Origin of the sequence: Spirulina subsalsa FACHB-351, assembly GCF_026130165.1 — a bacterium.
GTDB classification, from domain to species: domain Bacteria; phylum Cyanobacteriota; class Cyanobacteriia; order Cyanobacteriales; family Spirulinaceae; genus Spirulina_A; species Spirulina_A subsalsa_A.
Genome location: NZ_JAIHOM010000010.1, coordinates 1 through 26,222 on the forward strand (window position 1 = coordinate 1; position 26,222 = coordinate 26,222).

Genomic DNA, 26,222 nt, shown 5'->3' on the forward strand with positions numbered 1-26,222 from the left:
TTATGTGCCAAAAAATTAGCTATGTACACTGGTTTAAAGAGCTAGTCCCACCTGGTTAAATTTACCTCTTGACAGGGTTACTATGTCCATTTTTACCTAGTTCATAAGTACCGATTCAACACTTCTGGTCAAAAACAACTAGAACGAGTTAGAAAAACACTGATTGGCTAGTCTAGAGCGGTTTCTCAATCGATGAGGTACAGTCTAAAGCCCCTTGCCCTCTTTGGGAGAAGGGTTTGGGGTGAGGGCTAGACTTCATGAGTACCGAAAACGCTATATCGTTTAGAGATTTCTTTAAGAGAAGCTATTCGCGTTCCGAAATACTGTGCGATTCCCCCTTATCCCCTAGAGGCGATCGCACTGGAGAAGCGGTTGTGGGAGCGATCGCATTACTCCAGTACCCCAATGTGTGATCGCTCATTACTCAAGGAGAAACCACGATGTCAGAACAATACCCTTACGACAAAGGAAAACCAGAAAAAGAAAAATCCGAAAAAAAGTGTCCTAAGTGTCATGGAAAAGGACGGATTTCTGTCCCCGGTGGCAAACGAGAACCTCAATGTCCTACCGGCAAAGGTACAGGCTGGGTTCAAGGTTCTTAAACTTGACTAGAAGATGATCGATCGCGCCTTGATGAATTTAGGCGAGATCTCCTGTTACCCCTCGCCAATCAACTAAACAAACCAGTTCTCAATCGTCAGTCCTTCAAAGTCCACAAAGTCTGAAACATTCCGAGTCACTAGAATCAAATGATTAACCTGAGCGATCGCCGCGATCTGCCCATCCGGGTATGAAGGCATTCGGCCCAAAGTCGTGAGCCTAGCCCGTTCAGCCGCAAACCATCCGGCGGCAGCATCACAGTAGGGCAAGATGACCATGTTTGCTTGGATCACCTTGATAACTGCACCAACGCATCCTTAACCGTTGGAGGGAGTCGGCGCATAATTTTCCCCTTGTCTCGGTCTACCGCCACTAATGTAACTTTCGCCGTGAGTAATAATACTTGAGGGTCTAGGCCGACCATTTGATAATCCCAATCGATTCTAACCCCCGTCATCTCTAACATTCGGGTTTTAATCACGGCCGACTGTCCTAAACGGAGAGCGCGATGGTACCGCACAGACAAATCCACAACCGGTAAATCACACCCCACCTTGACCAATTCGGCAAAATCAATACCAATGGAACGCAAACATTCCACCCGGGCTTCTTCAAGCCAGGTTAAATAGGCTCCGTGCCATACTACCCCCCCATAGTCGGTATGGTGAGGTTGGGCTTTAACCAAATACTCAAACCAGCCCTCGGTTTTGGCGCGCAGGGCGTTATCTGGTGCGATCGCCCTTGTCGGTGGTAATTGTGGCTGTTCTTGACCCATCGATTCCCTATTTTCACAACAAGCTTAGAGGAGAGGAGATTCTATCCCCCTCCTCTTTGCATCTTATCCTATAGAGGCATTCAGAATCTTGCTGTCTGCGAGGGGAAACATTTGGGCAGGGTGTCCCGAACCATTGTGAGAGATTTCTAAGGACCCTTCATGTTCACCAATATAAATCCCTAGACCCACTGCTGTTTTCACTAAGGTATCATGGGGATCCACAATGCGAATCTTGCCTGTCGCTTCTTCAATGGGAACCGGTACCACTTGATGGTTTTGCCAAGCGACAATCTTGTTGTAATTTTCTTGAGCGATTAAATCCACAGCGGCCACCCCAAAGGAAGAGGCTAAAATTCGGTCGGCCGGACTGGGCATCCCACCCCGTTGCACATGACCTAAAACCGTTACTCGGGTATCAATTCCGGTGAGTTCCGTAATCATATCTGCGAAGAACTGCCCAATTTTACCCACGCGACAAGTGCCATTACGAGTATAAACGGCTTCGGAAACAATCATCACGGTATGATTAAACCCGTGTTGTTTCCGTTCAGCAATTTTCCGGCAAACATTCTCGATATTGTAGGGAATTTCGGGGATCAGAATAATATGCGCCCCTCCGGCAATGCCCGCATTCAGGGCAATATGTCCGGCATCCCGTCCCATGACCTCTAAGATCATAATCCGCTCATGACTCTCGGCGGTAGAATGGAGACGATCTAAGGCTTCTGTGGCCACGTTAACGGCGGTTTGATACCCAATGGCATATTCCGTTAAATACACATCATTATCGATGGTTTTGGGAATCCCCACAAAGTTAATATTGCCGTATTTGGCGATGCGGTGCAAAATGGCTAAACTTCCATCTCCGCCAATACCGATGAGGGCATGAAGACCCAAACGGTGGTAGTTTTCTACGATGAGATCCAAGCATTCTTCAAGCCGTTTCTCTCCTTTGTTGGTGGTGCCGAGTAGAGTTCCGCCCTTAGTGAGCAGGGATTCTACTTTGCTCAGGTGTAGGTCTATATATTCGGGGGGTGTAGTCATTAGGCCATTGGTGGCACCTTTAATCCCAACGACTTCCCACCCATAAGTGACGACGGCGCGATTGACTATAGCGCGAATGGTGGCGTTTAATCCAGCACAGTCGCCGCCACTTGTCAAGACTCCGATCCGTTTTTTTTCTCCCATGATTTGTTCCTCTAAGAACTAGAAGCACAGGGATCATTGTCGGGTCTTTCTCGGGGAGTTTTTAATTTTGCGGGGTTTGATTTTAGATTTGCCTTAAAGTAATTACTATTTACTGTTGACTGAATCTAATGACTCGCTCCGGCTATACCCTTCCTGTTTTCGCTTGTGCTTCGGCTGTGGCGGCGTTACGCTGCCTTCAGGAGTCAAACGCCCTTGCATCGGTCGAAATTGATCTGATCACTCCCCCTCAACGGGTGACGATTGAGGTCGAACAAGTTGCACCCTTGGGGGAAAATCGCGCCCTGGCCATTACCCGCAGTGATCCGGGGGATAATTTGGATTTAACCCGTCATACCCCTGTTTGGGCGTTAGTGGAACGACGACGGCGAGAGGGGGATGAGGATGCTATTACCCTCGCCGGGGGAGAAGGTGTGGGCAGAATTAGCCAACAGGAGGGGCGGGCGGCTATTTATCGCTACGGGGAGCAACTGTTACGGGAGAATCTACAACGGGAGTTAGCCCCAGATTGGGCGATTACCGTTCAGGTGATTTTACCGGAGGGGCGGAAATTGGCTGAACGGACTTCTAATGCGGCTTTTGGGGTGGTGGAGGGTTTATCGTTGTTGGGAACGACGGGGATTAGTCAACCGCTCACTTCTCCTGAACAGTTGGCGGACTATCAAACTCAGTTGCGCCAAAAAGCCCAACAGTTCAAGACGTTGGTGTTTTGTGTGGGGGAGAATGGGCTAGACTTGGCGCGGAAAATGGGGATAGAAAGCGATCGCCTCGTTAAAACAGCCAATTGGTTGGGCGCTCTTCTGGTGACAGCAGCCGAGGCCGGGGTTGAGTCGGTTTTACTCTTTGGCTACCATGGCAAACTCTTAAAACTCGCTGGGGGAATTTTCCACACCCACCACCATTTAGCCGATGGACGATTAGAAATTCTCACCGCGTTTGGGGTTAAAGCGGGTTTACCCCTGACCGATTTGCAGGCCGTCCTAAACTGTGAGACGGCCGAACAAGCCCTACAAGGGTTACAACAACGGGGACAAGCTCAAGGGGTGTATGAACACCTAGCTGAAGCCATTGATCAACGTTCAGAACACTATGTCCGGCAACACAGTGAAAACCCCTTGCGCGTAGGCTGTTTGCTCTTTCGGCGCGATCGCACTGTAATTATCAGAAGTTCTTACGGCACAACGCTTTTATCGGAATTGTGCTAGAATTCGTTGAATCGCCCATTTTTTATTTCCCCGAAATTTAAATTCTTATTTAATTGGCTCATTTCCCCACCGTTGCGGGTAATAGCAACTGTTTTAACTGTTTTGATTAATAAGTTTGTATCTGAGAGTCTGGTAACTCTGTAAGGGTTGCCCGCTTCGCTTTCAACTTGACTCATCCTGAACGACAAAACTCAGGGTGCAATTTTACCCTCTCAATCTTGTTGCTAAACATCAGATCGAATAACGACTCAAATGAAATCCATGACCCCTAATCCGACCGAGACTTTGCCCTCAGAGTCTGCCCCAGAAAAACTCAATCGCCAGATGATTGTCATTCTGGATTTTGGCTCCCAATATTCAGAACTCATTGCCCGACGGATTCGGGAAACTCAAGTTTATTCTGAAGTGCTTTCCTACCGCACCACGGCCGAACAGTTACGCCAACTCAGTCCCCGGGGGATTATTTTATCCGGCGGTCCCAGTTCGGTGTACGATCCCTATGCTCCCCAATGTGATAGCCAAATCTGGGACTTAGGCATTCCCGTTTTAGGGGTATGTTACGGAATGCAGTTAATGGTTAAACAACTGGGGGGCAGTGTTGAACGGGCGAAACAAGCCGAATATGGCAAAGCCTCCCTCTTTATTGACGACCCCACAGACTTGCTAACTAACGTTGAAGATGGTTCCACTATGTGGATGAGTCATGGGGACTCTTGCACCAGCTTACCAGAGGGCTTTCAGGTTCTGGCTCATACCGATAATACCCCCTGCGCTGCGATCGCCCACCATGAACGGCAACTCTACGGAGTCCAATTCCATCCCGAAGTTGTCCACTCCGTCGATGGCATCGCCCTGATTCGGAACTTTGTTTATCATATCTGCGACTGCGAACCCACCTGGACCACCGAGGCCTTTTTAGAAGAATCCATCCGGGAAATCCGCGCCAAAGTTGGGGATAAACGAGTTCTCCTCGCCCTTTCTGGGGGCGTGGACTCTTCTACTTTAGCGTTTCTTCTTCATCGCGCCATTGGCGACCAACTCACCTGTATGTTCATCGACCAGGGGTTTATGCGGAAAGGGGAACCGGAACGCTTAATGGAAATCTTTAACGAACGATTTCATATTAAGGTTGAATATGTCAGCGCCCGCGATCGCTTCTTAGAAAAACTGGTAGGAGTCTTAGACCCCGAAGAAAAACGCCGTCGCATTGGTCACGAATTTATCCGCGTCTTTGAGGAAGAATCCCGGCGCTTAGGTCCCTTTGACTATCTCGCTCAAGGCACCCTCTACCCCGATGTGATTGAGTCTGCCGACACCAACGTAGACCCCCAAACCGGGGAACGAGTGGCCGTGAAAATCAAAAGCCATCACAACGTTGGAGGTTTGCCCGAAGACCTACAATTTAAGCTAGTTGAACCCCTGCGCAAACTGTTTAAAGATGAAGTGCGCCAACTCGCCCGTACCATTGGTTTACCCCCAGAAATTGTCCGTCGTCACCCCTTCCCGGGCCCAGGTTTAGCCATTCGCATTATTGGCGAAGTGACAGCCGAACGGTTAAATATTTTGCGCGACGCGGATTTTGTGGTGCGGGATGAGATCCGCAAGTGGGATATGTATAATGACTTCTGGCAAGCTTTCGCAGTCTTGTTACCGATTCACAGTGTTGGGGTGATGGGAGATCAACGAACCTATGCCCATCCGGTAGTAGTGCGTTGTGTCTCTAGTGAAGATGGTATGACTGCCGACTGGTCCCGTGCGCCCTACGACCTCTTAGAGGCCATTTCTAACCGCATTGTAAACGAGGTTAAGGGGGTTAATCGCGTGGTTTATGATATTACCTCCAAACCCCCCGGAACCATTGAGTGGGAATAGGGAATAGGGAATAGGTAATGGGGAATAGGTAATGGGGAATAGGTAATAGGTAATAGGTAATAGGTAATAGGTAATAATTATCAATTGTCAATTATCAATTATCAATTCCCCTCTTCCCTGCTCCCCCTCTCCCCTGCTCCCCTGCTCCCCGACTCCCGACTCCCGACTCCCGATGCTCTTGACTTCTAACTTGGGATCTTAACTTGTCAAGATTGTATTTCTCCTTCCCTATTAACGGTCAAGGATGGCTAAAATGTCCTCACGGTTTAAGGATTTGCCGATGAAAACTAGGCGAGTTTGGCGGGGTTCTTCGGGTCGCCAAGGACGATCATAAAAAGACTGGATAGATTTCCCTACACCTTGTAAGACTAAGCGCATGGGTTTGTTTTCTACCACGACAAACCCTTTAATTCGATAAATTTCCTCCTGTTCTACAAGGTGTTTTAATTGTTGGGTGAGACGTTTGGGATCAAAGGCTTGGTCTGTAATCCACTCGACTGAGTTGATCTCGTCGTCGTGATCATGGTCTTCTTCGTGGTCGTGGTGGCTGGGGCGCTGGTCAAGTTGGTCTTCAACGGCAGCATTGAATCCCAGCAGAATGTCGGGGTTGATTTGGCCTTCCTGACAGGGGATGATTTTAGATCCGGCGGGGATTTCTTTTTCTAACCAACTCTTGACTTTTTCCAATTCTTGTGCATCAAGTAGATCGGCTTTGGTCAAGAGGACTAAATCGGCGCAGGCGAGTTGATCCTCAAAGAGTTCTTCGAGGGGGGTTTCATGGTCAAGGTTGGGATCGGCTTGGCGTTGGGCTTCGAGGGCGGCTAAGTCGCCGACGGGGACCCCACTAGCAAGGGCTTGACTATCAACGACGGTTACGACACCATCAACGGTAGCGTAGTTGCGAATTTCCTGCCATCGGAAGGCTTGAATGAGGGGTTTGGGCAGGGCGAGGCCGGAGGTTTCAATCAGGATGGAGTCAAGGCGATCGCGCCGGGCTAAAATTTGCTGCATGGTGGGGTAAAATTCCTCTTGTACTGTGCAACAGAGACAGCCATTGGTCAATTCCACAATATTATCGGTCGGTTGTTCTCCCTCGTCGCAAATCTGGCAATCTCGCAAGAGTTCGCCATCAATGCCGACTTCGCCAAATTCGTTGACTAATACGGCAATTTTCCGACCTTGGTTATTTTGCAGTAGATGACGGATCAGGGTAGTTTTCCCTGCCCCTAAAAACCCAGTGATGACCGTGACGGGAATTTTAGCAGCCATGTTTAAGTTATCTCCCAATCTATAGAGCGTTTTTGTCCATAATCCTCGTTAGGATGACACAATTATCCCAGAAACCCGTTTTCTGTAGGACGAATCGAGAAGAGATACCATCGAACCAAAAACTATGACCCAAGTTAAACCCTTAATCCAGTTGTCTCCGACCTATGAGGATATCACCGCCGCCGCCGAACGTCTCCGGGGGGTTGCCCACCGTACCCCGGTTTTAACGTCTCGTCTGATTAATGAAAAGGTGGATTGTCAGGTGTTTTTTAAGGCGGAAAATTTCCAGAAAACGGGGTCTTTTAAGTTTCGGGGGGCTTACAATGCGTTATCTCAATTCTCGGAGTCTCAGAAACAAGGGGGGGTGATTACTTACTCTTCCGGTAATCATGCTCAGGCGATCGCCCATGCGGGACGATTGTTAGGGATTAAAACAACTATTGTGATGCCGAAAGATGCCCCCCGGGTGAAAATTGAGGCGACCCAAGGCTATGGGGCTGAGGTGATTTTGTATAATCGGGCGGAAGCGGTGCGGGAGGAACTGGCGCATCGGATTGCTCAGGAACGAGGAATGATGGTGATTCCCCCCTATAATTATGAGCCGGTGATTGCTGGACAAGGGACGACGGCTCAGGAATTATTGGAAGAGGTGGGGGATTTGGATTATTTGCTGGTTTGTTGTGGTGGTGGGGGGTTGTTGTCGGGTTGTGCGATCGCCGCTAAAACCCTTTCTCCCCATTGTCGCATTATTGGTGTAGAACCAAGGGCGGGAGATGATGCCACCCGTTCGTTTTATACCAAAACCTTACAACGGGTAGAAAACCCAGACACCATTGCTGATGGCGCTCGTACTCCTTGTTTAGGGAGTCTCACGTTCCCCCTGATTCTGCACTACGTTGATGATATGGTGACGGTCAAGGACGAGGCCATTGTGACAACGATGTTTTACCTTTGGGAGCGCTTAAAGGTCATCATTGAGCCGACAGGGGCCTTAGCCGCAACGGCATTATTACAGGGTAAGTTTACTCCTCCGGTCGGTTCTAAGGTAGGGGTGGTTATCACGGGAGGCAATGTGGAGCTTGATCAGGTTTTGCGTTGTTAATCGATTCGTCCACCCTATTTATGGGCTATTCACTAGGGGACGCAGGATAATGGACCTGATGCCAATGATGAGCAATGTCCAGCCGACGACAGAGCCAAACTCGCTCCCGTTGTTGAATATAGTCCAAAAACCGAGTTAGGGCGGCCGTGCGTCCCGGTCGTCCGACTAAACGACAGTGTAGCCCAATGCTCATCATTTTGGGCTGGGTTGCCCCCTCTTCATATAGGGTATCAAAGGCATCTCGTAGGTAAGTGAAAAACTGATCTCCACTGTTAAAGCCTTGATAACTGGCGAAGCGCATATCATTGTTATCGAGGGTGTAGGGGATAACCAGATGGGGTTTGCCATAGTCTAAAACCCAATAGGGGAGATCATCGGCATAACTATCTGAGTCGTAGAGAAACCCCCCCGCTTCGACCACGAGGCGGCGAGTGTTGGGACTGATGCGCCCTGTATACCAGCCCAGAGGGCGGTTTCCGGTCATTTTGGTGTGAATGGCGATCGCATGATGAATATGTTCTCGTTCCTGTTCTTCCCCAAAATACTGATACTCAATCCAACGGTAGCCATGAGAAGCAATTTCCCAATCCGCCTCTAACATGGCCGCAACAGCTTCAGGATTGCGCTCTAACGCCATTGCTACCCCATAAACGGTGACAGGTACACCCCGCCCGGTAAACAGGCGATAGAGTCGCCAAAACCCTGCTCTGCTGCCATATTCAAACATGGATTCCATGTTCATATTGCGCACCCCTAATAAAGGAGCCGCTCCGATGGACTCCGATAAAAAAGCCTCCGATGCTGGATCTCCATGTAAGATACAGTTTTCTCCCCCTTCCTCGTAGTTAATCACAAACTGAACAGCAATCCGGGCATCTCCGGGCCATTGGGCATGGGGGGGGGTGCGTCCATAGCCAATCAAATCACGGGGATAGGGGGCAGAATGGGTCATAGTGCTTTATCAGAAGAATGGGTCTAAAACCCCGTCACTTCGACAGGCTCAGTGCATCGCCTTCTAGGACGGCTTTTTTTGATTCTCAAGATCAGTCTTGAGTATAGCGATGCCCCACCGACCGCAGCTAGAAATTGATTAAACTAAGTTAGTATAATGCCACAGAACCACTTAGCCCACAGCGATGAAAGCACGCTATCAGTATAGAATCATAGAATCTATCCCACCACGTTAGACCCCAGCCTAGGGCAGTGGCTTGTTTGTCTACCCGTCAGGAGGCCATGTAATGGTCAGACTGAGAATCCCCACGCCGTGATAGCTGGGGAGGATGTCGGATTCTCTAATATTTCGGATGGCTCACACAGATTGCTATGCTCCAACTTGCTGGTTATGAAGAACTGGATCAACTGTATTCTGGGAATCGTACTCTGGTATATCGTGCCATTCGGAAACCAGAAAAACAGCCCGTTATTATCAAGATTCTGCGCAATCCCCACCCCGATTTTCAGGAGTTAGTTCAATTTCGCCATCAATATACTATTACCAGCCAACTGGAACATCCCCGCATTGTTAAACCTCTGGGGCTGGAAACTCGGGGGAATAGTTATGCTTTAGTGATGCCTGATGATGGTGCGATCGCCTTATCTGACTATTGGTATCGTTCTCCCCGTTCCCTAGAGGCCTTTCTCGCCCTCGCCATCCAACTCACCGAAGCCCTCGGGTACTTGATTCAACAGCATATCATCCACAAAGATATTAAACCCGCCAATATTCTCATACACCCGGAAACCGGGGAGATTAAACTGATTGATTTCAGCATTTCCAGCATACTGCCCAAGGAACACCACCACATCATAAACCCCAATGTTCTCGAAGGCACCCTAGCTTATATTTCCCCCGAACAAACCGGACGCATGAACCGAGGCATTGATTACCGCACCGATTTTTACTCCTTGGGGGTGACATTTTTTGAACTGTTAACCGGAGAATTACCTTTTAAAAGTGACGATGCAATGGAATTAGTCCATTGTCATATTGCCCAAGGGGTGCGCTTTCCCGAAGACACCAACGGCGAGAAAATTCCGACCATCTTACAGGCCATTGTCTTAAAACTAATGGCCAAAAATGCCGAAAACCGCTATCAGAGCGCTTGGGGATTACGATACGACCTCGAACGTTGTTTAGAGCAGTTAGAAACCACCGGGAAAATAGAACCCTTTACTCTGGGAGAACGAGATCAGTGCGATCGCTTTTCAATCCCAGAAACCCTTTATGGACGAGAAGACCAAGTACAAACCCTCTTAGACATTTTCCAGCGTGTTGCTGACCCCCATCAAGAGCATAAACAAGCAGAAATGGTTCTCGTAGCCGGATTTTCCGGCATTGGGAAAACCGCCGTCATCAACGAAGTTCACAAACCCATCGTTAAACAACGGGGCTATTTTATCAAAGGCAAATTTGACCAATTTAATCGCAATATTCCCTTATCAGCCTTTGTCCAAGCCTTCCAGGACTTAATCGGACAACTCCTAGGAGAACCAGACCTTCAATTAGCCAACTGGAAAAATAAAATCCTCATGGCCCTAGGAGACAGCGCCCAAGTCATAATTGAAGTCATCCCAGAATTAGAACAAATTATCGGCCCTCAGCCTGCCATAGCCGAACTTTCCGGCAATGCCGCCCAAAACCGCTTTAATCTCCTGTTCAAGAACTTTGTTCAAGTCTTCACCACACCCCAGCATCCCCTCGTCATCTTCCTGGACGATCTCCAGTGGGCCGATGCCGCCTCCTTAAACCTGTTGAAACTCCTAATGACCGAAGCAGAAGGAGGGTACTTATTAATCTTAGCCTCCTATCGAGATAATGAAGTCCATCCGACCCATCCCCTCCTGCTTACCCTCGGGGAAATTGCCCAACAAGGAGCCAATTTAAGCCCCCTCACCCTCACCCCCCTCACCCCCGAGGACATTAACCATCTGGTGGCCGATACCTTACGCTGCTCCTGGGAATTGGCCACCCCCCTCTCCCAATTACTCTACCAAAAGACCCAAGGCAATCCCTTCTTTGCCACCCAATTCCTAAAAAGCCTCTATGAGGACGGTTTAATCACCTTTAATCTGGAGTCAGGACACTGGGAATGTGATTTAACCGCAGTACGCGGTTTAGCCATCACCGACGATATAGTAGGCTTTTTGGTAGAACGTTTACGCAAATTACCCCCATCCACCCAAGACATCCTGAAACTCGCCGCCTGTATTGGCAATCAGTTTGATTTAAATACCTTGGCTGTAGTTCACAAACAGGACAGAGAAACCGTCGCGACCAGCCTCTGGGAAGCCTTGCAAGAGGGGTTTATTGTACCCGAGAACGAAACCTACAAATTCTTGGCCTATGTTCCCCAAGGGGAAGATCAGCCAGAATCCGATCCCTTGGCCGGACAAACCGTGACTTATCGCTTTTTACATGATCGGGTACAACAGGCGGCCTATAGTTTAATTCCCCCGAGAGACAAGGAAATCACCCATTTAACCATCGGTCGTCTACTGCTCCAAAACACCTCCCAAGGAGAAGAGAATCTCTTTCAAATTGTTAACCAGTTGAATATGGGGGAATCCCTGCTGGAAAGTCAGCCAGAACGGGAAGAAGTCGTCCAGTTAAACCTGCGGGCAGCTGAGAAAGCGAGAGCTTCGGCGGCCTACAGTGCGGCGGCCAATTATCTCCACCAAGCCATTGTCCTCCTTAGGCGCTCCTCCTCCCACCCTTGGCAAGACCACTATGATCTCCTGTTCCCCTTACATAGCTTACTGGCCGAGGTGAGCTACTTAAACGGCGACTTCCTGACGGCCGATGAACAAATTCAGATCGTTCTAAGGGAGGGACAATCGGTATTGGATACGGTTAAAGTCTACGAAATTCGCATTCAGTGTTACGTCGCCCAAAATCAATGTCAAGAGGCTCTAAATGTGGGGCTAGAGGTGTTAAATCGGCTAGAAATTCCCCTCCATGATGCCCCCCTACCCCAGATTCAAGTTGCAACCCTCTACCATCTCCCCCCCTTAACCAATCCTCGGATTCTCGCCGCCCTACGCATTTTAAGTAAACTTTGGGCCCCCGCCTTCATTGCCAATCCCGCCCTTCTGCCCCAAGTTATCTTAACCCTGCTCAACCTCTCCATCACCCACGGCAACTCAAGCCTCGGGGCCTTTGCCTACGCCCTCTATGGGATGTTCCTCTGTGCCACCCTGACGGATCTTGAGTTAGGCTATCGGTTCGGAGAATTAGCCCTCCATACCCTCGATCAATATCAAGATGTAGAACTGACCTGTAAAGTCAATCAACTGTTCTACGCCTTCATTCGGAACTGGAAAGAATTAGTGCGCGATCGCGTCGAAGCCCTCGCCCAAAACGTCCTCACAGGCTTAGAAAACGGGGATCTCGAATTTGCCTGCTATTCCGCCATTAACTACTGTGACAACCTTTGTCTCATGGGCGAGTTCCTTCCCATCATCCAACAGAAACAAGAATACTATATCGAACTCACAGGCAGCCTCCACCAAACCATTCAACATAGTATTGCCCAATTGTGGGGGCAATTTGTAGACAACCTAATCAGCCCAGGGGAAAATCCCACCCAACTCGAAGGTCAAAAATTCCAGGAATCCCAACAAATCCCCGCCCTCCAAGCCGCCAACGCCTTCAGCGCCCTGTTCTTCTTCTGGACCGCCAAAACCATCCTCGCCTACATTTTCCAAGATTATCAAGCCACCCTCAACCATGCCGCCACCGCCAGTCAATACCAACTCGCAGGCGGGGGGCTATTGCCCATCACCCAAATTCCCTTTTATCGCGCCCTCGCCCAGTTAGCCCTCTACCCCCGCCTAGAGACTGACCAAAAACCCCAATCCTTCGCCCAAATTGAGCAAGATTACGCCCAACTGAGCCAGTGGGTCACCCACGCCCCCCAGAACTTCCAACATAAAGTAAATCTCATCGCCGCAGAACAGGCGAAAGTCTTGGGGCAACGGGAACAGGCCATGAATTTGTATGATCAGGCGATCGCCCAAGCCAAAGAACATCAATATCTCCACGAACAAGCCCTAGCTTACGAATGCGCCGCCTACTTTTACCTCGACTGGGGCAAAGACATCATCGCCAGCGCCTACCTTCAAAAAGCCTACTACTGTTATGCCCACTGGGGCGCTCAAGCCAAAATCCACCAACTCGAACAAAATTACTCCCATCTCCTCACCCCCATCCTCGAAAAACCCGATCTCACCGTCACCGCCACCAATCCCCGAGTTTCTACCCAGAGTTTCGGCACCCTCACCACCACCACCACCCTCTTTGACCTCGGTTCCGCCCTCAAAGCCTCCCAAGCCCTCTCCGAAGAAATCGAACTTGATGCCCTCCTCGGGAAACTCATGCACATTGTCCTCGAAAATGCCGGAGCCGATCAGGGAGTCTTAGTCCTCAACACCTTGGGACAATGGGAAGTCGTCGCCCACTGCCAACACAACAGTTGTTCCCTCATTCACCTCACCCTAGACCAAGTGCAAATCCTACCCCAAACCCTGATTCATTGGGTCAAACGAACCGCCCGCCCCATTCTCCTCAATCACTGTGAACAGGATAATCAATTCATCGGGGATCTGTATTTCAACCAACATCACCCCAAAAGCCTCTTCTGTACGCCCATCCTCAACCAAGGCCGCCTCATCGGCATCCTCTATCTAGAAAACAACTTGACCGCCGAAGTATTCACCCCCCGCCGCCTTGAGATGTTAAACCTCCTCACCGCCCAAGCCGCCATTTCCTTAGAAAATGCTCAACTCTATCACAATCTAGAAGATAAAGTCACCCAACGCACCGCCCAACTCGCCGCCGCCAATGCCGAAATTAGCCAACTTAACGAACGATTAAGGGCGGAAAACCTGCGCATGGGTGCAGAATTAGACGTAGCCCGACGGGTACAGCAGATGATTTTACCCAAACCCGAAGAATTACAAGCCATTACACCCCTAGAAATTGCAGGCTATATGGCCCCGGCCGATGAAGTAGGAGGAGATTATTATGATGTCCTAGTAGAAGAAGATGTCATCACCATCAGCATTGGAGATGTCACCGGACATGGTTTAGAAAGTGGTTTAGTCATGTTGATGGCACAAACCATTGTCCGCACCCTACGCGAATTAGGCGAGCAAAACCCCATCCGTTTCCTCAACACCGTTAACGCCACCATTTACAAAAATGTGCAACGCATGGGAGTTGACCGCACCTTGAGTTTAGCCGTTCTCAACTATAGAGAAGGGTTATTAAGTATTAGCGGTCAACATGAATTAGTCTTAGTCGTGCGCGCCAATGGTCACTTAGAAGCCATTGATACAATGAACTTAGGAATGACCATTGGTTTAGTAGATGATATTAGCTCCTTTGTCTCACAAATTTCCCTAGTCTTAGAACCGGGGGATGGAATTGTCCTCTACACCGATGGCATCCCCGAAGCCGAAAATCAAGCCGGAGAATTTTACGGTTTAGACCGTTTCTGTGATGTCATCCGCCGCCACTGGGACAAAGACGCATCGGCCATTCATCAAGCCGTCATCGACGATTTAGAGACTTTTATTGCGTCCCATAAGGTGTTTGACGATATCACTCTGTTAGTGGTTAAGCGTCGGGAGCAAGATCCCACTTAGGGCTTGCTGAAAAAGTCCGGGAGTCGGGAATCCGGGGATTTGCAGGAGTCGGGGAATTCAGAATTATTCCCTATTGCCTATTCCCTTATTGAGTCTAGCGTTGGGCTTATTCAGCAGACCCTAAATAAGGGAGACAGGATTCAGGACATCAGGAAGGGGGAGTGCAAGTATTCGCCACACCTCTGGGGATATTATCATCAGGAATTAACCAAGTCGTACCATTAGAAGTACAACGAATAATTGCCCTTCCTCCCCGTCTCACGCGCAATAAATCACCATGAAAAAGGTCTACTGTCACCTGCACAGTTTTATATTGAGACTCCCCCGCTTGTTTCCGTTCTACTAAACCTTCTGCTACGATTAACTCAGCAATTTTAAGACGATTCTCAGCCATAACAGCCGTTTGAATATTGTTAATCAACAGAGGAATTAACACCGAAATGAGGTAAAGGCAAAGGGTGAATGGTTTCAGCATAGTTTGTTGTCTAGATTACTCTAGATCCTCCGCTAGATAGGAACGTGCTTTGATTTGATATTGATACTCTTCTGGATTAGTTTGATCGGCATTAGCATTACATTGTTCCCAAGCTACTATAGCCTCTCCATTTAAGCCTTCAACCGCTAAAGCTTCTGCCATTAAACAGTAAGCTAATGCTTTTTGAGGTTTTAAATCAATGGCTTTCTGTAGCTGAAATTTAGCTTCAGAATTAGCTTGAGATTTGAGTTGAATTTTGCCTAAACTTGTTAAAAGAACATATTCTTTTTCTGGGTGATTTCGTACCCCTCCTAAACCCAAATTAATCCAGCGTAAGGCTTGAGAATTTTGTTCTAAGTTCAGATGAATGGTTAGCAGTTGTTCTAGGTTCTTAAACTGCTGATCGGTAATGATATAACTTTCACCCGCTTGGCTGGCTTTTCTGGCATCTTCAACGGATTTCCATAGCCAATTATCGGCTTGACTATAATCTTTTTGGGCTAAGTAAATACTGGCAAGAGATGCGGCGGCTGTTGCGGAACAATCGGGAGATTGTACGGCAATTTTATAATTTCTTATGGCGGTATCTAGTTCAACTAATTCATGGTTGATATTGCCTAATTGTAGATAAATTTTGGGGTTATCTGGATTGAGTCTCAAGGATAGTTCGTATTTTTCTAAAGCAATTTTCAATTGTTTTTTATCGTAGGCTTCGCTAGCTTGTCGGAAATAAAAATGTGCTAAATGGGCTGAACCTAACTCTACAAAGAGGATGGAACAAAGAAGGGTTAGCAGGGAAAAGGAAAACCGATCTCGGTCAGAAAAGGGTTTTGGGGGACCGAGTTTATGTTCTGGGGAAAAGAGGGTATGGAAGGACTGTAAACGGTTTTGTAGGCGAAATCCCCGGAGGAGACGCTCAATTTTTTCTTGTCCTAAATTTTTGGCTAAAATGCCTGCATTTCCTAGGGGAAGTAAACTATTAATTAAGATGGTCATAATACCGATTAAGCCTGTTCCACTGACTAGAATTCTGGGAATTAAGCTTAACCAAATGGCGGAAGAACCTGTTAGGCAAATAATGGAAAGCAGGCGTAAAATTCCGTTTTGAGAGTCGGAGGGGGCTTGAAACCACCACCAATAACTGGGGGTGGGTTTTAAGATAGCTCGCCATTGATCAAACCATTCGTCGAGTTCATCTAGGTTATGATCGGGTTTACGAAGTTCTCGGAAAATGTCTTGCAGTTGATGGTCTAAAATTTCTAGGGTAATCAGGAGGGAACCGGAAACTTTACTATGATCTTTTAGGTCTAGTTGTTGTTGCACGGCATCCCGCGCTGTTAGGACTTTGGCGACGTTTTCTTTGTGCAGAACTTGAGTTAATAAATTAGCGTTAATCTCAAGGATTGCCTGTTGGTAGTGGTGGATGGCTTGTGCAAGAGACACTGTATTTTTAACCCCTAACCTGATTGTTTTAATCTACAAGGGTTAGGGGTGTTTTTCCGGATGGTTATGGGGGCTACAAACTGGGTTGGTTGTTGGGCTTTAGCCCTGAAACTAGGGCGCGGAAGCGCAACTACGAACCTGATGAATTGGGTTGGTTGTTTTGTTGTAGGTTTAGGATATATTCTCGGAAGCGGTCTAAGTCGGCTTGAATGGTGGATTCAACGACTCGACCTAAGAATAAGTTATCCATTAACTGACCTAAAAAACCGGGGATGGCGTAGGCAACGGTGAGGCGGACAATACTACTATCATGACGGTCATAAAAACGTACTGCGCCACGATTGGGGAGACCGTCTACGGATTCCCATTGAATGATTTGATGGGGGACGACTTTTAAGATGCGGGATAACCAACTAAATTCTAGGTTGCCTGCTTCGAGTTGCCAACGGGATAAGTCGGGATTGTCTTGGAGGACGGCGACGGATTTAATCCATTTCATCCAGCGTGGCATTTGTTCTAAATCGGACCAGAGACTCCATACTAAGTCCATGGGCGCGTTTACTTCAACTTGAACGCTATGTTCTAACCAATCAGCCATAAGGGGAAGCAGGGGAAGCGAATTTTCTTTTTTATTCTACTGTATGGCTTGCCTTTCTTGGGTTTACCAAGGACTGCCAACGAGGGTGAAGGCACTCCAGTAGTAGGGATGGGAGAAGTCTTGCTCGGGGGGGGTGTCGGGACTGGCGCTGAAGTCTTGGCGTATCATGGCGATTTGGGCTTGTCGGAGGGCTTCTGCTTTGACGGGGGCGGTGGTGAGGTGATGGTAGAAGGAGGACATGAGGGCGAGGGTGCCATCATCGCTGACGTACCAGAGACTGCCGAGGGCAGATTTGACTCCGGATGCGATCGCAAATCCAGCAAAACCTAATTCGGCTTCTGGGCTCCCCAAGGCGGTACGACAGGCACTCAGCACTAATAAATCAACGGGGGGATTGTTTAAGTTGAGTTCCCGCAGGCGATTGAGGGGGAGTCTTTGGTCCCAAAATTGAATGTAGGAGTTGCTGAAGTCCCCCGGTTGGAATTCGCCGTGAGTGGCAAGGTGTAGGATGGGGTGGGGATTGTCAGCCCGTGCTTGTTGGAAGGAGGAGAGGGTAAATTGTTCGTTGAGGAAGGCAATACCCTGTTTAGTGTCTTGGGTAATGCGAGAAAGTTCTTTGGGAACGGCAGGTAAGGGGGTAGCTTGATCATTGAGGAAGGATGAGGCACCCATGGCTAGCACTTTTTGCGCTCTGAGGTCGTTATAACGCCCGTCGGTGAGGCTAAAACTGGGCATGAAGCCGATATTATATTTTTCGATCAGGAACTGTTCTCCGTCGTGTAGGGCGGCGAGGGGGAGCGATCGCAATCCAGCATCCAGAATAAAGGAAAGGTTGCTAATGCCCTCGGTTTCTAGGGCTTCTTCTAAGGGGGCTATTAGGACATTGTAGAGGTCTTGGGCGGGTTTGAGGTAACTGGTGCGGCGGGGATTGGTGACGCGGGCCCGATAGTCTTCGGCGAGGGCTAAGACTTGTTCGCGGGTGGCTTCTTCGAGTCGCCAGCGTTTCATGCCGCCGTTGGAGGTGACGATGATTAATTCTAGATGATCGTTGGGTTGAGCGCGATCGCCTTGACCCAGAAAACGATTCCCAGCCTTACGCGGGTATTCCCATAACGCCACGTCTTCCTCTGCTGCCCCTTCCGGTTTAAAAAAGCCATAGACTAAAGCCGTTTTTACCCCCGTTAACCGTTCCGTTTCCCGTAATCTTGCTTGGGTTTCCTGTAACGTTAAACTAGGCGCATTTTCCAGCCCTAAATAAGACGTAAAACTATTAGAAAATTCCCCCTCTAACGCTTCTAACGCTTCACTATCTACACTGATAGATTCTTGATGCCCCCCCTCATTTAAGCGCACTTCTTGTTTCGGCTTAACCTCAGCCTCTTCTGTCTGACTTTCTACCATTTTTTTCGTAGACTTAATGGCTTCAGGAGAAGGATTCGTCGCCACTTGAACCTCAGTCTCCGGCTCAGAATTGGGTTCAACTCCGGGGACTGAAATGATTTTTAAATTATTATTTTCGTAGGTAAAGAAAAATGAGCGATTCGGAACAATTGTCACCTCTCCCGTCGTGATTGCCCCCATTGTCCCATTGACACTCCCATCCCCAATTTTAAAGGGAACTACACCTTCCCCACCATGAGCAATTCTAATCTGACCGCCATAGAATCCCCCTCCCGTTGCAATACTTGCTAACAAACCAGAAGCCGTTTCAAATGCTCCTGTCACCCGGAAAAATCGAGGAGTATTGATAGTAACATCACCGCCCCCCATTCTCCCTTGAGTATTGAGACTTTGGGCTTGAATATTGTCCGTCGCTCTTAGGCTAATATCTCCCCCCCAATACTCTTGAGCAGAGGTGTTTAACTGCCCGGTTTTAATTCCCCCTTGCAAGCTAGTTAAACGAATATCACCGCCATAGTAACCCCCTTGGGTAGAGGTGTTAATATTACTCGTGGTAACATTACCGTATCCGGTGTAGAAATTAACAGTCCCACCGCCCCAGAAACCCCAAGTGGAACGGGTATCAATATTTCCGGTTTTAAGATCACCAAAATAAGTCCAAGCGTTAATATTACCCCCATCTCCCCAGTTAGACGAGGCGGTTAAATCCCCCACTTCAATGAAGCCATAATAACTATCTAAGTCAATATTTCCGGCTTGATATCCATATTCAGAACGGGTATTAATATTTCCCGTTACAATGTTATAAAAGGGAGTGATACTTACATTTCCCCCATCTCCCCACCAGGCCGATGTATTGATATTTCCCGTATAAATCGAAGCCCAATTACTATTTAATCTCACCTCACCGGATTGATTGCCATAGGTGGATTCTGTGGTAATATTTCCCGTCACAATTAATTCCTGTGCATCTAGGTTAATATTGCCCCCATCACCATCAAACGCTGATGAATTGAGATGACCTGTTTTTATATCACCAGATGAGGTTCTTAAATTAAGATCCCCCCCATAGTACCCTCCTTGGGTAGAGGTGTTAATATTTCCCGTAGTAACATTACCAGATCCGGTGTAGAAATTGACATCTCCTCCACCCCACCAGCCCCAAGTGGAATGGGTATCGATATTTCCAGTATTAATCCAACCAAAATAAGTCCAAGCGTTAATATTACCCCCATCTCCCCAGTTAGATGAGGCCGTTAAATCTCCCACTTGAATAAAGCCATAATAACTATCTAAGTGAATATTTCCGGCTTGATATCCATATTCAGAACGAGTATTAATATTTCCCGTTACAATATTATAAAAGGGAGTAATACTCACATTTCCCCCATCTCCCCACCAGGCCGATGTATTGATATTTCCCGTATAAATTGAAGCCCCATCACTATTTAATGTAATCTGTCCTGCCTGATTGCCATAGGTAGATTCTGTCGTGAGATTTCCAGTAACAATTAACTGTAGTGAATCTAGGCTAATATTTCCCCCATCTCCCTCCCAAGCAGAAGCCGTTAAGTTTCCGGTTTTAATCTCCCCTATCCAAGCAGTTAAATTAATATTTCCGGCTTGATAGCCATATTCTGAACGGGTGTTAATATTCCCCGTTGTGATATCATAATATCCCGTGTATAAATTCACATTTCCACCACCCCAAAAGCCCCAAATTGAATGGGTATCGATATTTCCAGTATTAATCCAACCAAAATAAGTCCAAGCGTTAATATTACCCCCATCTCCCCAGTTAGACGAGGCCGTTAAATCCCCCACTTCAATAAAGCCATAATAACTATCTAAGTCAATATTTCCGGCTTGATATCCATATTCAGAACGAGTATTAATATTTCCCGTTACAATGTTATAAAAGGGAGTAATACTCACATTTCCCCCATCTCCATTCTGGGATGATGTGTTAATATGTCCCGTATAAATTGACCCTTGAAAATTGCTTAAATTAACCGTTCCTCCATCGCCAGATTGACGAGAATTTACTACAATATTACCTGTGCTAATAGTGGAACGAGCTTGAATGGATAAATTTCCGCCATCGCCATTGACAGAATAACTATTAATCCCATCATTGACATTGACTGATCCCGATAAACTGGATATCTGAATATCTCCGCCTTTGCCATGATAACTAGAGACATCAAAAGCCCCCCATGCCCCACCTCCGGTAATAGTAATATTATTGACGGCGTTGAGCAAAACATCCCCACCATCTCCCATAGACCCAGAGGAACTATAACTATAAGTATAAATTGAGCCGTTGATATTAATACCATTTTTAGAGTCAATATAAACCGCTCCCCCATCCTGATTATTTACCATGATTGAGGTATTAATTGAACCCGTGTTAATATTGCCCGCTAAACTATGATTAGGTTCGTATTGATTCGTCAGTAAAACGACTCCATTGGGGGCAGAAACTCGAATATTACCAGTCGTAATCGCGCCAGAAGTTAGGCCGGAATGGGTGGCAGTTGGAGCGTTGGCTGTTCCCCCGTTGCCCGGTGCGCCACCCCCAAATTGATTCCAGTTAATCCCTGCACGAATGTCTAGGGTAGGGTACCAAGATCCGTCTATTTCTAAAGCTATGCCATTACTTAAAAAAACATTGGCTAAATTGGCAATGGTATCTACTCCATTAAAGGGATTCCAATTATTGGGATTAATTGATTGGTCAGTAGTATCTACTCCGGTGATGTTAATATCTCCGGTGGTGACACTACCCCCAGCTAAAATATGTAGGGAGGCTCCGGTATAGTTACCGATGGAAACGTTACCTTGGGCGAAAATAATGGGATCGTCGGGACTGGCGAGATCGCCTATAGTGCCATCGAGTTGTTCAATGCGGAAATCTCCTCCGGTAAAATAGTGAGCGTCGCCGTTGACGGTGCTGCTGGAACGTAGGGTTAAATCTTGCCCTGCCCAGAGTCCACTGTGGGGATGGTTGAGGGCAGAAATGTTAATTTGTTGGTTGCCTTGAACTAATAAATTGCCACCGGCTTGGGCAATGAAGGGGGTGCTGGGACTATCTTGGATTAAAATGCGATCGCCTGCTAATAAGGACAGATCCCCTAAACTGTACAGTTGGCTCTGGATTAAGGCTAAGTTTCTCTGGGCAGAAATCAGGGTGTTTCCGGCCTGACTTTGCTGCACCAAGACATCCCCTGTGCTGAGGGGGGTGTTACTGTGCCGGGGGGTGACTTCTCCGGTGGGAGTGGTGCTTAAACCTGTCTCAGGGGCCCCTGTGAGGAGACTGGGCAAGTCTAAGGGGGAAAAGGGAATAATTTGCCCTTGGGTGTCCCGAGGGGCTTCTATTTCGAGGCTGAGGAGGTGTCCGGGAAGGGACAAACGAATGCGACTACTTTGGGGGACTGAGGCGATAATTAAATTGCCTGTGGGGGCGTTTAGCTCTCCTGTACTAATCACGGTTCCGGCTAAGAGGCCTAAATTGTGGCCGGGGGTGACGCTTAAATGGCCGGCGTTGATAATCCCTCCCGAGGAGGACAAGTCAAAGGCAAACTGGGAGGGGGTGCCGATGAGGGTTTGATAGTCATTATCGCCCCAAGCGTTGAACCATTGATTCTCCCCAAATCCTATCCCGGTGGCGGTTGTGGCGAAAAAGTCGGCGGGAACGTTGAGTTGAGCATGGGGGCCGAAAATAATCCCGGCTGGATTCATAAGGTAGAGGTTGGAGTTACCCCCACTGACTTGGATTAAGCCGTTAATATAGGAAGGATCTCCCCCCACAATGCGACCGAGGATGTTGTCAATTTGGGGGTTAGAGAGAAAGTTAGCAATTTGCCCGGGGTTGAGTCCGAATTGTTGCAAACTGTGGAAGAGGTTGGCCCCGTCGCTGGATAAGCTGCCTCCGGTGATGTCAATGCGATCGCCATTTTCCAGAATAATCGTCCCGGTGCCATCGTTGGCGGGGATGATGGTTTGGGCGGCAAGGGGTGCAGCGTGGGAGACTAGAACTGTTCCCAAGGTGTAGCCAGCAATTTTGGCAGAAGGGCAAACCAACGCACTCACTCGACTCCAGATTGATTGAACTTGTCCCACAACCTTACTCATCTCTTACCATCCCGTGAGTTATAAAAACCACTCAGTTATGACATAATAATTCCCTATTATTTGATGCGACCCTAAACTGATAAACTTCACCTTTTATGGAAAACCTTTGAAGTGAGGATCTAATAACCCCTAATTTCATGATGGCATAGTTTCACATAATGGAATGTATAGACTTGATGAAGTTGTTAAAAATCGGCAAAATCACTTATTCCAAAGATAAAAACGAACTCATTTACTCTCTAGCCAAAGCAGAGAAAATCTCCAGTCTGCCCTAGATTTTTTCTCTGCTTAAAGCTTATTAATTGGGGCAAAATTACCCTAAAATCATGAATTCCATTCGGTCAAGGACTCCAAAAATAAATAAAAAGTTCCTGACTTTTTTAAATCTTCCTACATGGAACTCTATAATCATTAATAAATATTCCGAAAGTCGCCGAAACCGCTATGTTATCCCTATCCCCCACCCTACAGACCAAACTCTCCACCCCCCTCACCATCGGCACCGTGCAGGTCAACAGTCGGGTGTTACAGTCTCCCCTATCCGGTGTCACCGATTTAGTATTTCGCCGCTTAGTCCGACGTTATGCCCCCAGTTCCATGCTTTATACTGAAATGGTACAAGCTTCGGAAATTCATCATTTGCAAGAACTTCCCCGGGTGATGGAAGTGGATCCCCAAGAACATCCCATTAGTATTCAACTCTTTGATTGTCGCCCTGATTTTATGGCCGAAGCTGCACGGAAGGCTGTGGCTCAAGGAGCGGATACCATTGATATTAATATGGGCTGTCCTGTTAATAAAATTACCAAAAAAGGGGGCGGTTCTTCTCTCCTTCGTCAGCCAGAAGTAGCGGCAGAAATTGTTAAAACAGTAGTTGAAGCTGTGCCGATTCCTGTTACTGTAAAAACCCGCATTGGTTGGGATGATCAAGAAATTAATATTCTCGATTTTGCCCGACGTTTAGAAGATGCCGGAGCGCAAATGTTAACCCTTCATGGGCGGACTCGCGCTCAAGGATATACGGGACAAGCACGTTGGGAATGGATTGCTAAGGTGAAGGAAATTCTCTCTATTCCGGTGATTGCTAATGGGGATATTTTCTCGGTAGAAAGTGCCGTCCGTTGTTTGATGGAAACAGGGGCGGATGGGGTAATGTGTTCTCGCGGAACGTTGGGTTATCCGTTTTTGGTGGGAGAAATTGACTACTTTTTGAAAACGGGGCAGTTGTTACCCCAACCCTCTTTAGATGAGCGGTTACAATGTGCGAAAGAGCATTTACAAGGGTTGTGGGAGTATAAGGGACAACGGGGAATTTATCAGTCTCGGAAACATATGACGTGGTATGTGAAGGGGTTTCCCGGTGCGGGGGAATTGCGGGATCAGTTGTCGCGGATTACGTCGGTTGAGGAGGGTTATTTTTTATTAGATAGTGTCTTGATTTAAGCCTTATTATTCGTAGGTTGGGTGCAGCGCTAGCGTAACCCAACATTGGGGTTGGGGATACACTAGGATGGGGAAATGTTGGGTTGCACTTCGTTCCACCCAACCTACTTTAACTGTTCCCTGAACTAATACCCCCAGATCAATGCAGAGACGATCTGGGGGTGCTAGTTATTTTATACTACTTCAGTTTAGCTAAAACGTTTTTTCCGACGCCGTGCGATCGCCTTGCGTTTGCGCTTTTCTTGGGGGGTTTCAAAGTGGCGTAAACGCTTCATATCGGCGAAGATTCCCGCTTTTGATACTTCCCGTCTGAATCGTCTGAGTGCAGATTCAATACCTTCATTTTCGCCAACGGTTACTTGCGTCATTCAGTTTCCTCCTAAAGGTTAGTTTGTTCACAATTATGGAATTAACCGGATTGAATCAACCGGATTGAATTAATCGGCTGGTGTAAATCAACAAAATAGACAGATCAAGACACCCCATGCTCTTATTTGGCAGGGATGTTGAAATGCCTTTTTTCATCATAACACTAGAAGTTGAAAAACCAAACCGCATTAAGCGGGTTTTTCAACTTCTAGTAGACCCAAATTAATTTCTGCGGCCGCCACCTCCCGACCCACCATCCCGGGGTCTTGCTTTATTCACTTTCAGAGAACGTCCCAGCCACTCTGCACCGTCTAACTCTTGAATCGCTGCATCTTCTTCCTCGTCACTGGACATTTCCACAAAACCAAAACCACGAGGGCGACCGGATTCACGGTCTGTGGGGAGATAAACCCGCCTAACGGTACCGTACTCCGCAAAGACTTCTGATAGGTCGTCTTGGGTGACGTTATAGGCGAGGTTGCCCACATAAATCGACATAATGTATCTCCAAAGCCAATGCAAAACTAAAAATAGAGCAGTTGAGATTCGGAGATCGGCCTGCTAATCTGTACCAATGAACGATGAACTAACATCAATGAACAATGAATCAACAAACGATTTAATCCGAACTTACACATACTCACTCCCGTAGTTTAACATAGAAACACGGAAAGGGTATCATTTCTGCCAGCAATTGCAATGATTGCTATGGCAGGGATTTCAGCCCCCCTTGTCTTGAAACATCTACTGTGGAATGGAGTCTTTGTTCCGGATCTCCCCTCGGGAAATCAATCAGTTGTTAAGAATAGTCTCAATTGCTATGTATAAGAATTTTCGACACCGGAATTTTTGGCCATCTATGTTAAGTCTCGGGGTTTTCCTGAGTTTCTTAGGGGGAGCGACTTCTCCCCTGTTGGCCCAAACTAACCATAATCCCAGTCGGGAGGGGTTTCAAAATAATGAGGTGAATTCTCTTTTCGGCAATACAGAGGGGTTGAACCCCTTTGATTTAATCCACCGGGCAACAATGGGCAATGGGCGTTCTCTGGGTGATTTTCGCCGAGACAGCAACCGTCAGTTAAACCGGGCGAGTGAGGAGTTTCGCCGTCTTCAGTTGGAACGGATGCAGCAATTACAGCAACCTACTGAGTCGGAAGCTTTGACCACTCCTGACGAGGAGTAGAGTCAGTTACTATCAATTATCAAAGTTTAAACTTTGATAATTGATAATAAATTTCTAGCCGACAACTTTCAAGATATCTTGGGCATGGGTAGAGGTTTGCACGGACGCATCGACATGGGTAATATTGCCTTCCCCATCGATAATGTAGGTGACACGCTTGGCATAGCCGCCTCCTTCCACATCGTAGGCTTTGCTGATGGTGCCATCCACATCGGTTAAGAGGGTAAAGGGAAGACCATATTTTTCTTTAAAGGCTTTGTGGGAGGCTTCATCATCCATGCTCACCCCTAAAACTACCATGTCTTTCCCTTGATACTCTTCGTAATTATCCCGGAAGCTTTGGGCCTGTTTGGTGCAACCGGGGGTGTCGTCTTTGGGGTAAAAATACAGGACGACGACTTTTCCGGCAAAGTCAGAGAGGGAAACGGTGTTTCCTTGGTCGTCTTTGGTGGTAAAGGTGGGCGCTTTGGTACCGACTGCTAAAGCCATAATGAGAAAGTTC

The 26,222-nt window shown here is 47.6% G+C and carries 19 protein-coding genes; 7 read left to right on the forward strand and 12 right to left on the reverse strand.

The genetic code is table 11. The annotated features are described in order from the left end of the window. Window positions 1-440 precede the first annotated feature (440 nt). Window positions 441-602, forward strand: coding sequence for a hypothetical protein (locus tag K4A83_RS03010; RefSeq protein ID WP_265262913.1), 162 nt, complete (start codon window positions 441-443; stop codon window positions 600-602). A 72-nt stretch (window positions 603-674) separates the two neighbouring features. Here K4A83_RS03010 and K4A83_RS03015 read toward each other — a convergent pair whose 3' ends face one another. The 3 genes from K4A83_RS03015 to K4A83_RS03025 all read right to left on the reverse strand — a co-directional run bounded on the left by K4A83_RS03015 (window position 675) and on the right by K4A83_RS03025 (window position 2,563). Beyond that, complete coding sequence (locus K4A83_RS03015) at window positions 675-893, reverse strand: PIN domain-containing protein (RefSeq protein WP_265262915.1); 219 nt, start codon at window positions 891-893, stop codon at window positions 675-677. Beyond that, complete coding sequence (locus K4A83_RS03020; protein WP_265262916.1) at window positions 890-1,375, reverse strand: acyl-CoA thioesterase; 486 nt, start codon at window positions 1,373-1,375, stop codon at window positions 890-892. The genes K4A83_RS03015 and K4A83_RS03020 overlap by 4 nt, the downstream gene beginning before the upstream one ends. A gap of 63 nt (window positions 1,376-1,438) precedes the next feature. Continuing rightward, window positions 1,439-2,563, reverse strand: a complete 1,125-nt coding sequence (locus tag K4A83_RS03025; protein ID WP_265262917.1) for an ATP-dependent 6-phosphofructokinase — start codon at window positions 2,561-2,563, stop codon at window positions 1,439-1,441. 128 nt (window positions 2,564-2,691) lie between these two features. Between K4A83_RS03025 and cbiD the strand changes: the two genes are divergently transcribed. Further along, the gene (gene cbiD, locus K4A83_RS03030; RefSeq protein WP_265262918.1) at window positions 2,692-3,786 is read left to right on the forward strand and encodes a cobalt-precorrin-5B (C(1))-methyltransferase CbiD; all 1,095 of its coding nucleotides are present in this window, start codon (window positions 2,692-2,694) and stop codon (window positions 3,784-3,786) included. A 252-nt stretch (window positions 3,787-4,038) separates the two neighbouring features. Further along, the gene (guaA, locus tag K4A83_RS03035) at window positions 4,039-5,658 is read left to right on the forward strand and encodes a glutamine-hydrolyzing GMP synthase (RefSeq protein WP_407809798.1); all 1,620 of its coding nucleotides are present in this window, start codon (window positions 4,039-4,041) and stop codon (window positions 5,656-5,658) included. A 231-nt stretch (window positions 5,659-5,889) separates the two neighbouring features. On the opposite strand, the gene cobW is transcribed toward guaA, so the two are convergent. Next, complete coding sequence (gene cobW / locus K4A83_RS03040) at window positions 5,890-6,927, reverse strand: cobalamin biosynthesis protein CobW (RefSeq protein ID WP_265262919.1); 1,038 nt, start codon at window positions 6,925-6,927, stop codon at window positions 5,890-5,892. 124 nt (window positions 6,928-7,051) lie between these two features. Here cobW and K4A83_RS03045 point away from each other — a divergent pair, with 124 nt between their 5' ends. Then, window positions 7,052-8,029 (forward strand): threo-3-hydroxy-L-aspartate ammonia-lyase, encoded by a 978-nt coding sequence (locus tag K4A83_RS03045; RefSeq protein WP_265262920.1) that lies wholly within the window; start codon window positions 7,052-7,054, stop codon window positions 8,027-8,029. A 25-nt stretch (window positions 8,030-8,054) separates the two neighbouring features. Here K4A83_RS03045 and puuE read toward each other — a convergent pair whose 3' ends face one another. Further along, a complete protein-coding gene (puuE, locus tag K4A83_RS03050; RefSeq protein WP_265262921.1) occupies window positions 8,055-8,981 on the reverse strand; it encodes an allantoinase PuuE in 927 nt (308 codons plus the stop codon). 371 nt (window positions 8,982-9,352) lie between these two features. Here puuE and K4A83_RS03055 point away from each other — a divergent pair, with 371 nt between their 5' ends. After that, window positions 9,353-14,674: an AAA family ATPase gene (locus tag K4A83_RS03055; protein ID WP_265262922.1), complete on the forward strand. Its 5,322-nt coding sequence runs from the start codon at window positions 9,353-9,355 to the stop codon at window positions 14,672-14,674. A 148-nt stretch (window positions 14,675-14,822) separates the two neighbouring features. On the opposite strand, the gene K4A83_RS03060 is transcribed toward K4A83_RS03055, so the two are convergent. The 4 genes from K4A83_RS03060 to K4A83_RS03075 all read right to left on the reverse strand — a co-directional run bounded on the left by K4A83_RS03060 (window position 14,823) and on the right by K4A83_RS03075 (window position 22,725). Continuing rightward, a complete protein-coding gene (locus K4A83_RS03060) occupies window positions 14,823-15,149 on the reverse strand; it encodes a hypothetical protein (protein WP_265262923.1) in 327 nt (108 codons plus the stop codon). A gap of 15 nt (window positions 15,150-15,164) precedes the next feature. Beyond that, window positions 15,165-16,592, reverse strand: a complete 1,428-nt coding sequence (locus K4A83_RS03065; protein WP_265262925.1) for a tetratricopeptide repeat protein — start codon at window positions 16,590-16,592, stop codon at window positions 15,165-15,167. Between the two features lie 130 nt (window positions 16,593-16,722). Further along, complete coding sequence (locus K4A83_RS03070) at window positions 16,723-17,190, reverse strand: SRPBCC family protein (RefSeq protein ID WP_265262927.1); 468 nt, start codon at window positions 17,188-17,190, stop codon at window positions 16,723-16,725. A 63-nt stretch (window positions 17,191-17,253) separates the two neighbouring features. Then, a complete protein-coding gene (locus tag K4A83_RS03075) occupies window positions 17,254-22,725 on the reverse strand; it encodes a CHAT domain-containing protein (protein ID WP_265262928.1) in 5,472 nt (1,823 codons plus the stop codon). Between the two features lie 444 nt (window positions 22,726-23,169). Here K4A83_RS03075 and dusB point away from each other — a divergent pair, with 444 nt between their 5' ends. Next, window positions 23,170-24,168, forward strand: coding sequence for a tRNA dihydrouridine synthase DusB (gene dusB, locus K4A83_RS03080; RefSeq protein ID WP_265262929.1), 999 nt, complete (start codon window positions 23,170-23,172; stop codon window positions 24,166-24,168). A 188-nt stretch (window positions 24,169-24,356) separates the two neighbouring features. Here dusB and rpsU read toward each other — a convergent pair whose 3' ends face one another. Continuing rightward, on the reverse strand, window positions 24,357-24,536 hold the full coding sequence (gene rpsU / locus K4A83_RS03085; RefSeq protein ID WP_017306637.1) for a 30S ribosomal protein S21: 180 nt from the start codon (window positions 24,534-24,536) through the stop codon (window positions 24,357-24,359). A gap of 223 nt (window positions 24,537-24,759) precedes the next feature. Further along, window positions 24,760-25,035: an RNA recognition motif domain-containing protein gene (locus K4A83_RS03090; RefSeq protein ID WP_265262930.1), complete on the reverse strand. Its 276-nt coding sequence runs from the start codon at window positions 25,033-25,035 to the stop codon at window positions 24,760-24,762. Window positions 25,036-25,357: 322 nt separating this feature from the next. Between K4A83_RS03090 and K4A83_RS03095 the strand changes: the two genes are divergently transcribed. Further along, on the forward strand, window positions 25,358-25,720 hold the full coding sequence (locus K4A83_RS03095) for a hypothetical protein (RefSeq protein ID WP_265262931.1): 363 nt from the start codon (window positions 25,358-25,360) through the stop codon (window positions 25,718-25,720). A 54-nt stretch (window positions 25,721-25,774) separates the two neighbouring features. On the opposite strand, the gene K4A83_RS03100 is transcribed toward K4A83_RS03095, so the two are convergent. Continuing rightward, window positions 25,775-26,209 (reverse strand): peroxiredoxin, encoded by a 435-nt coding sequence (locus K4A83_RS03100; protein WP_265262932.1) that lies wholly within the window; start codon window positions 26,207-26,209, stop codon window positions 25,775-25,777. Between the last annotated feature and the right edge of the window lie 13 nt (window positions 26,210-26,222).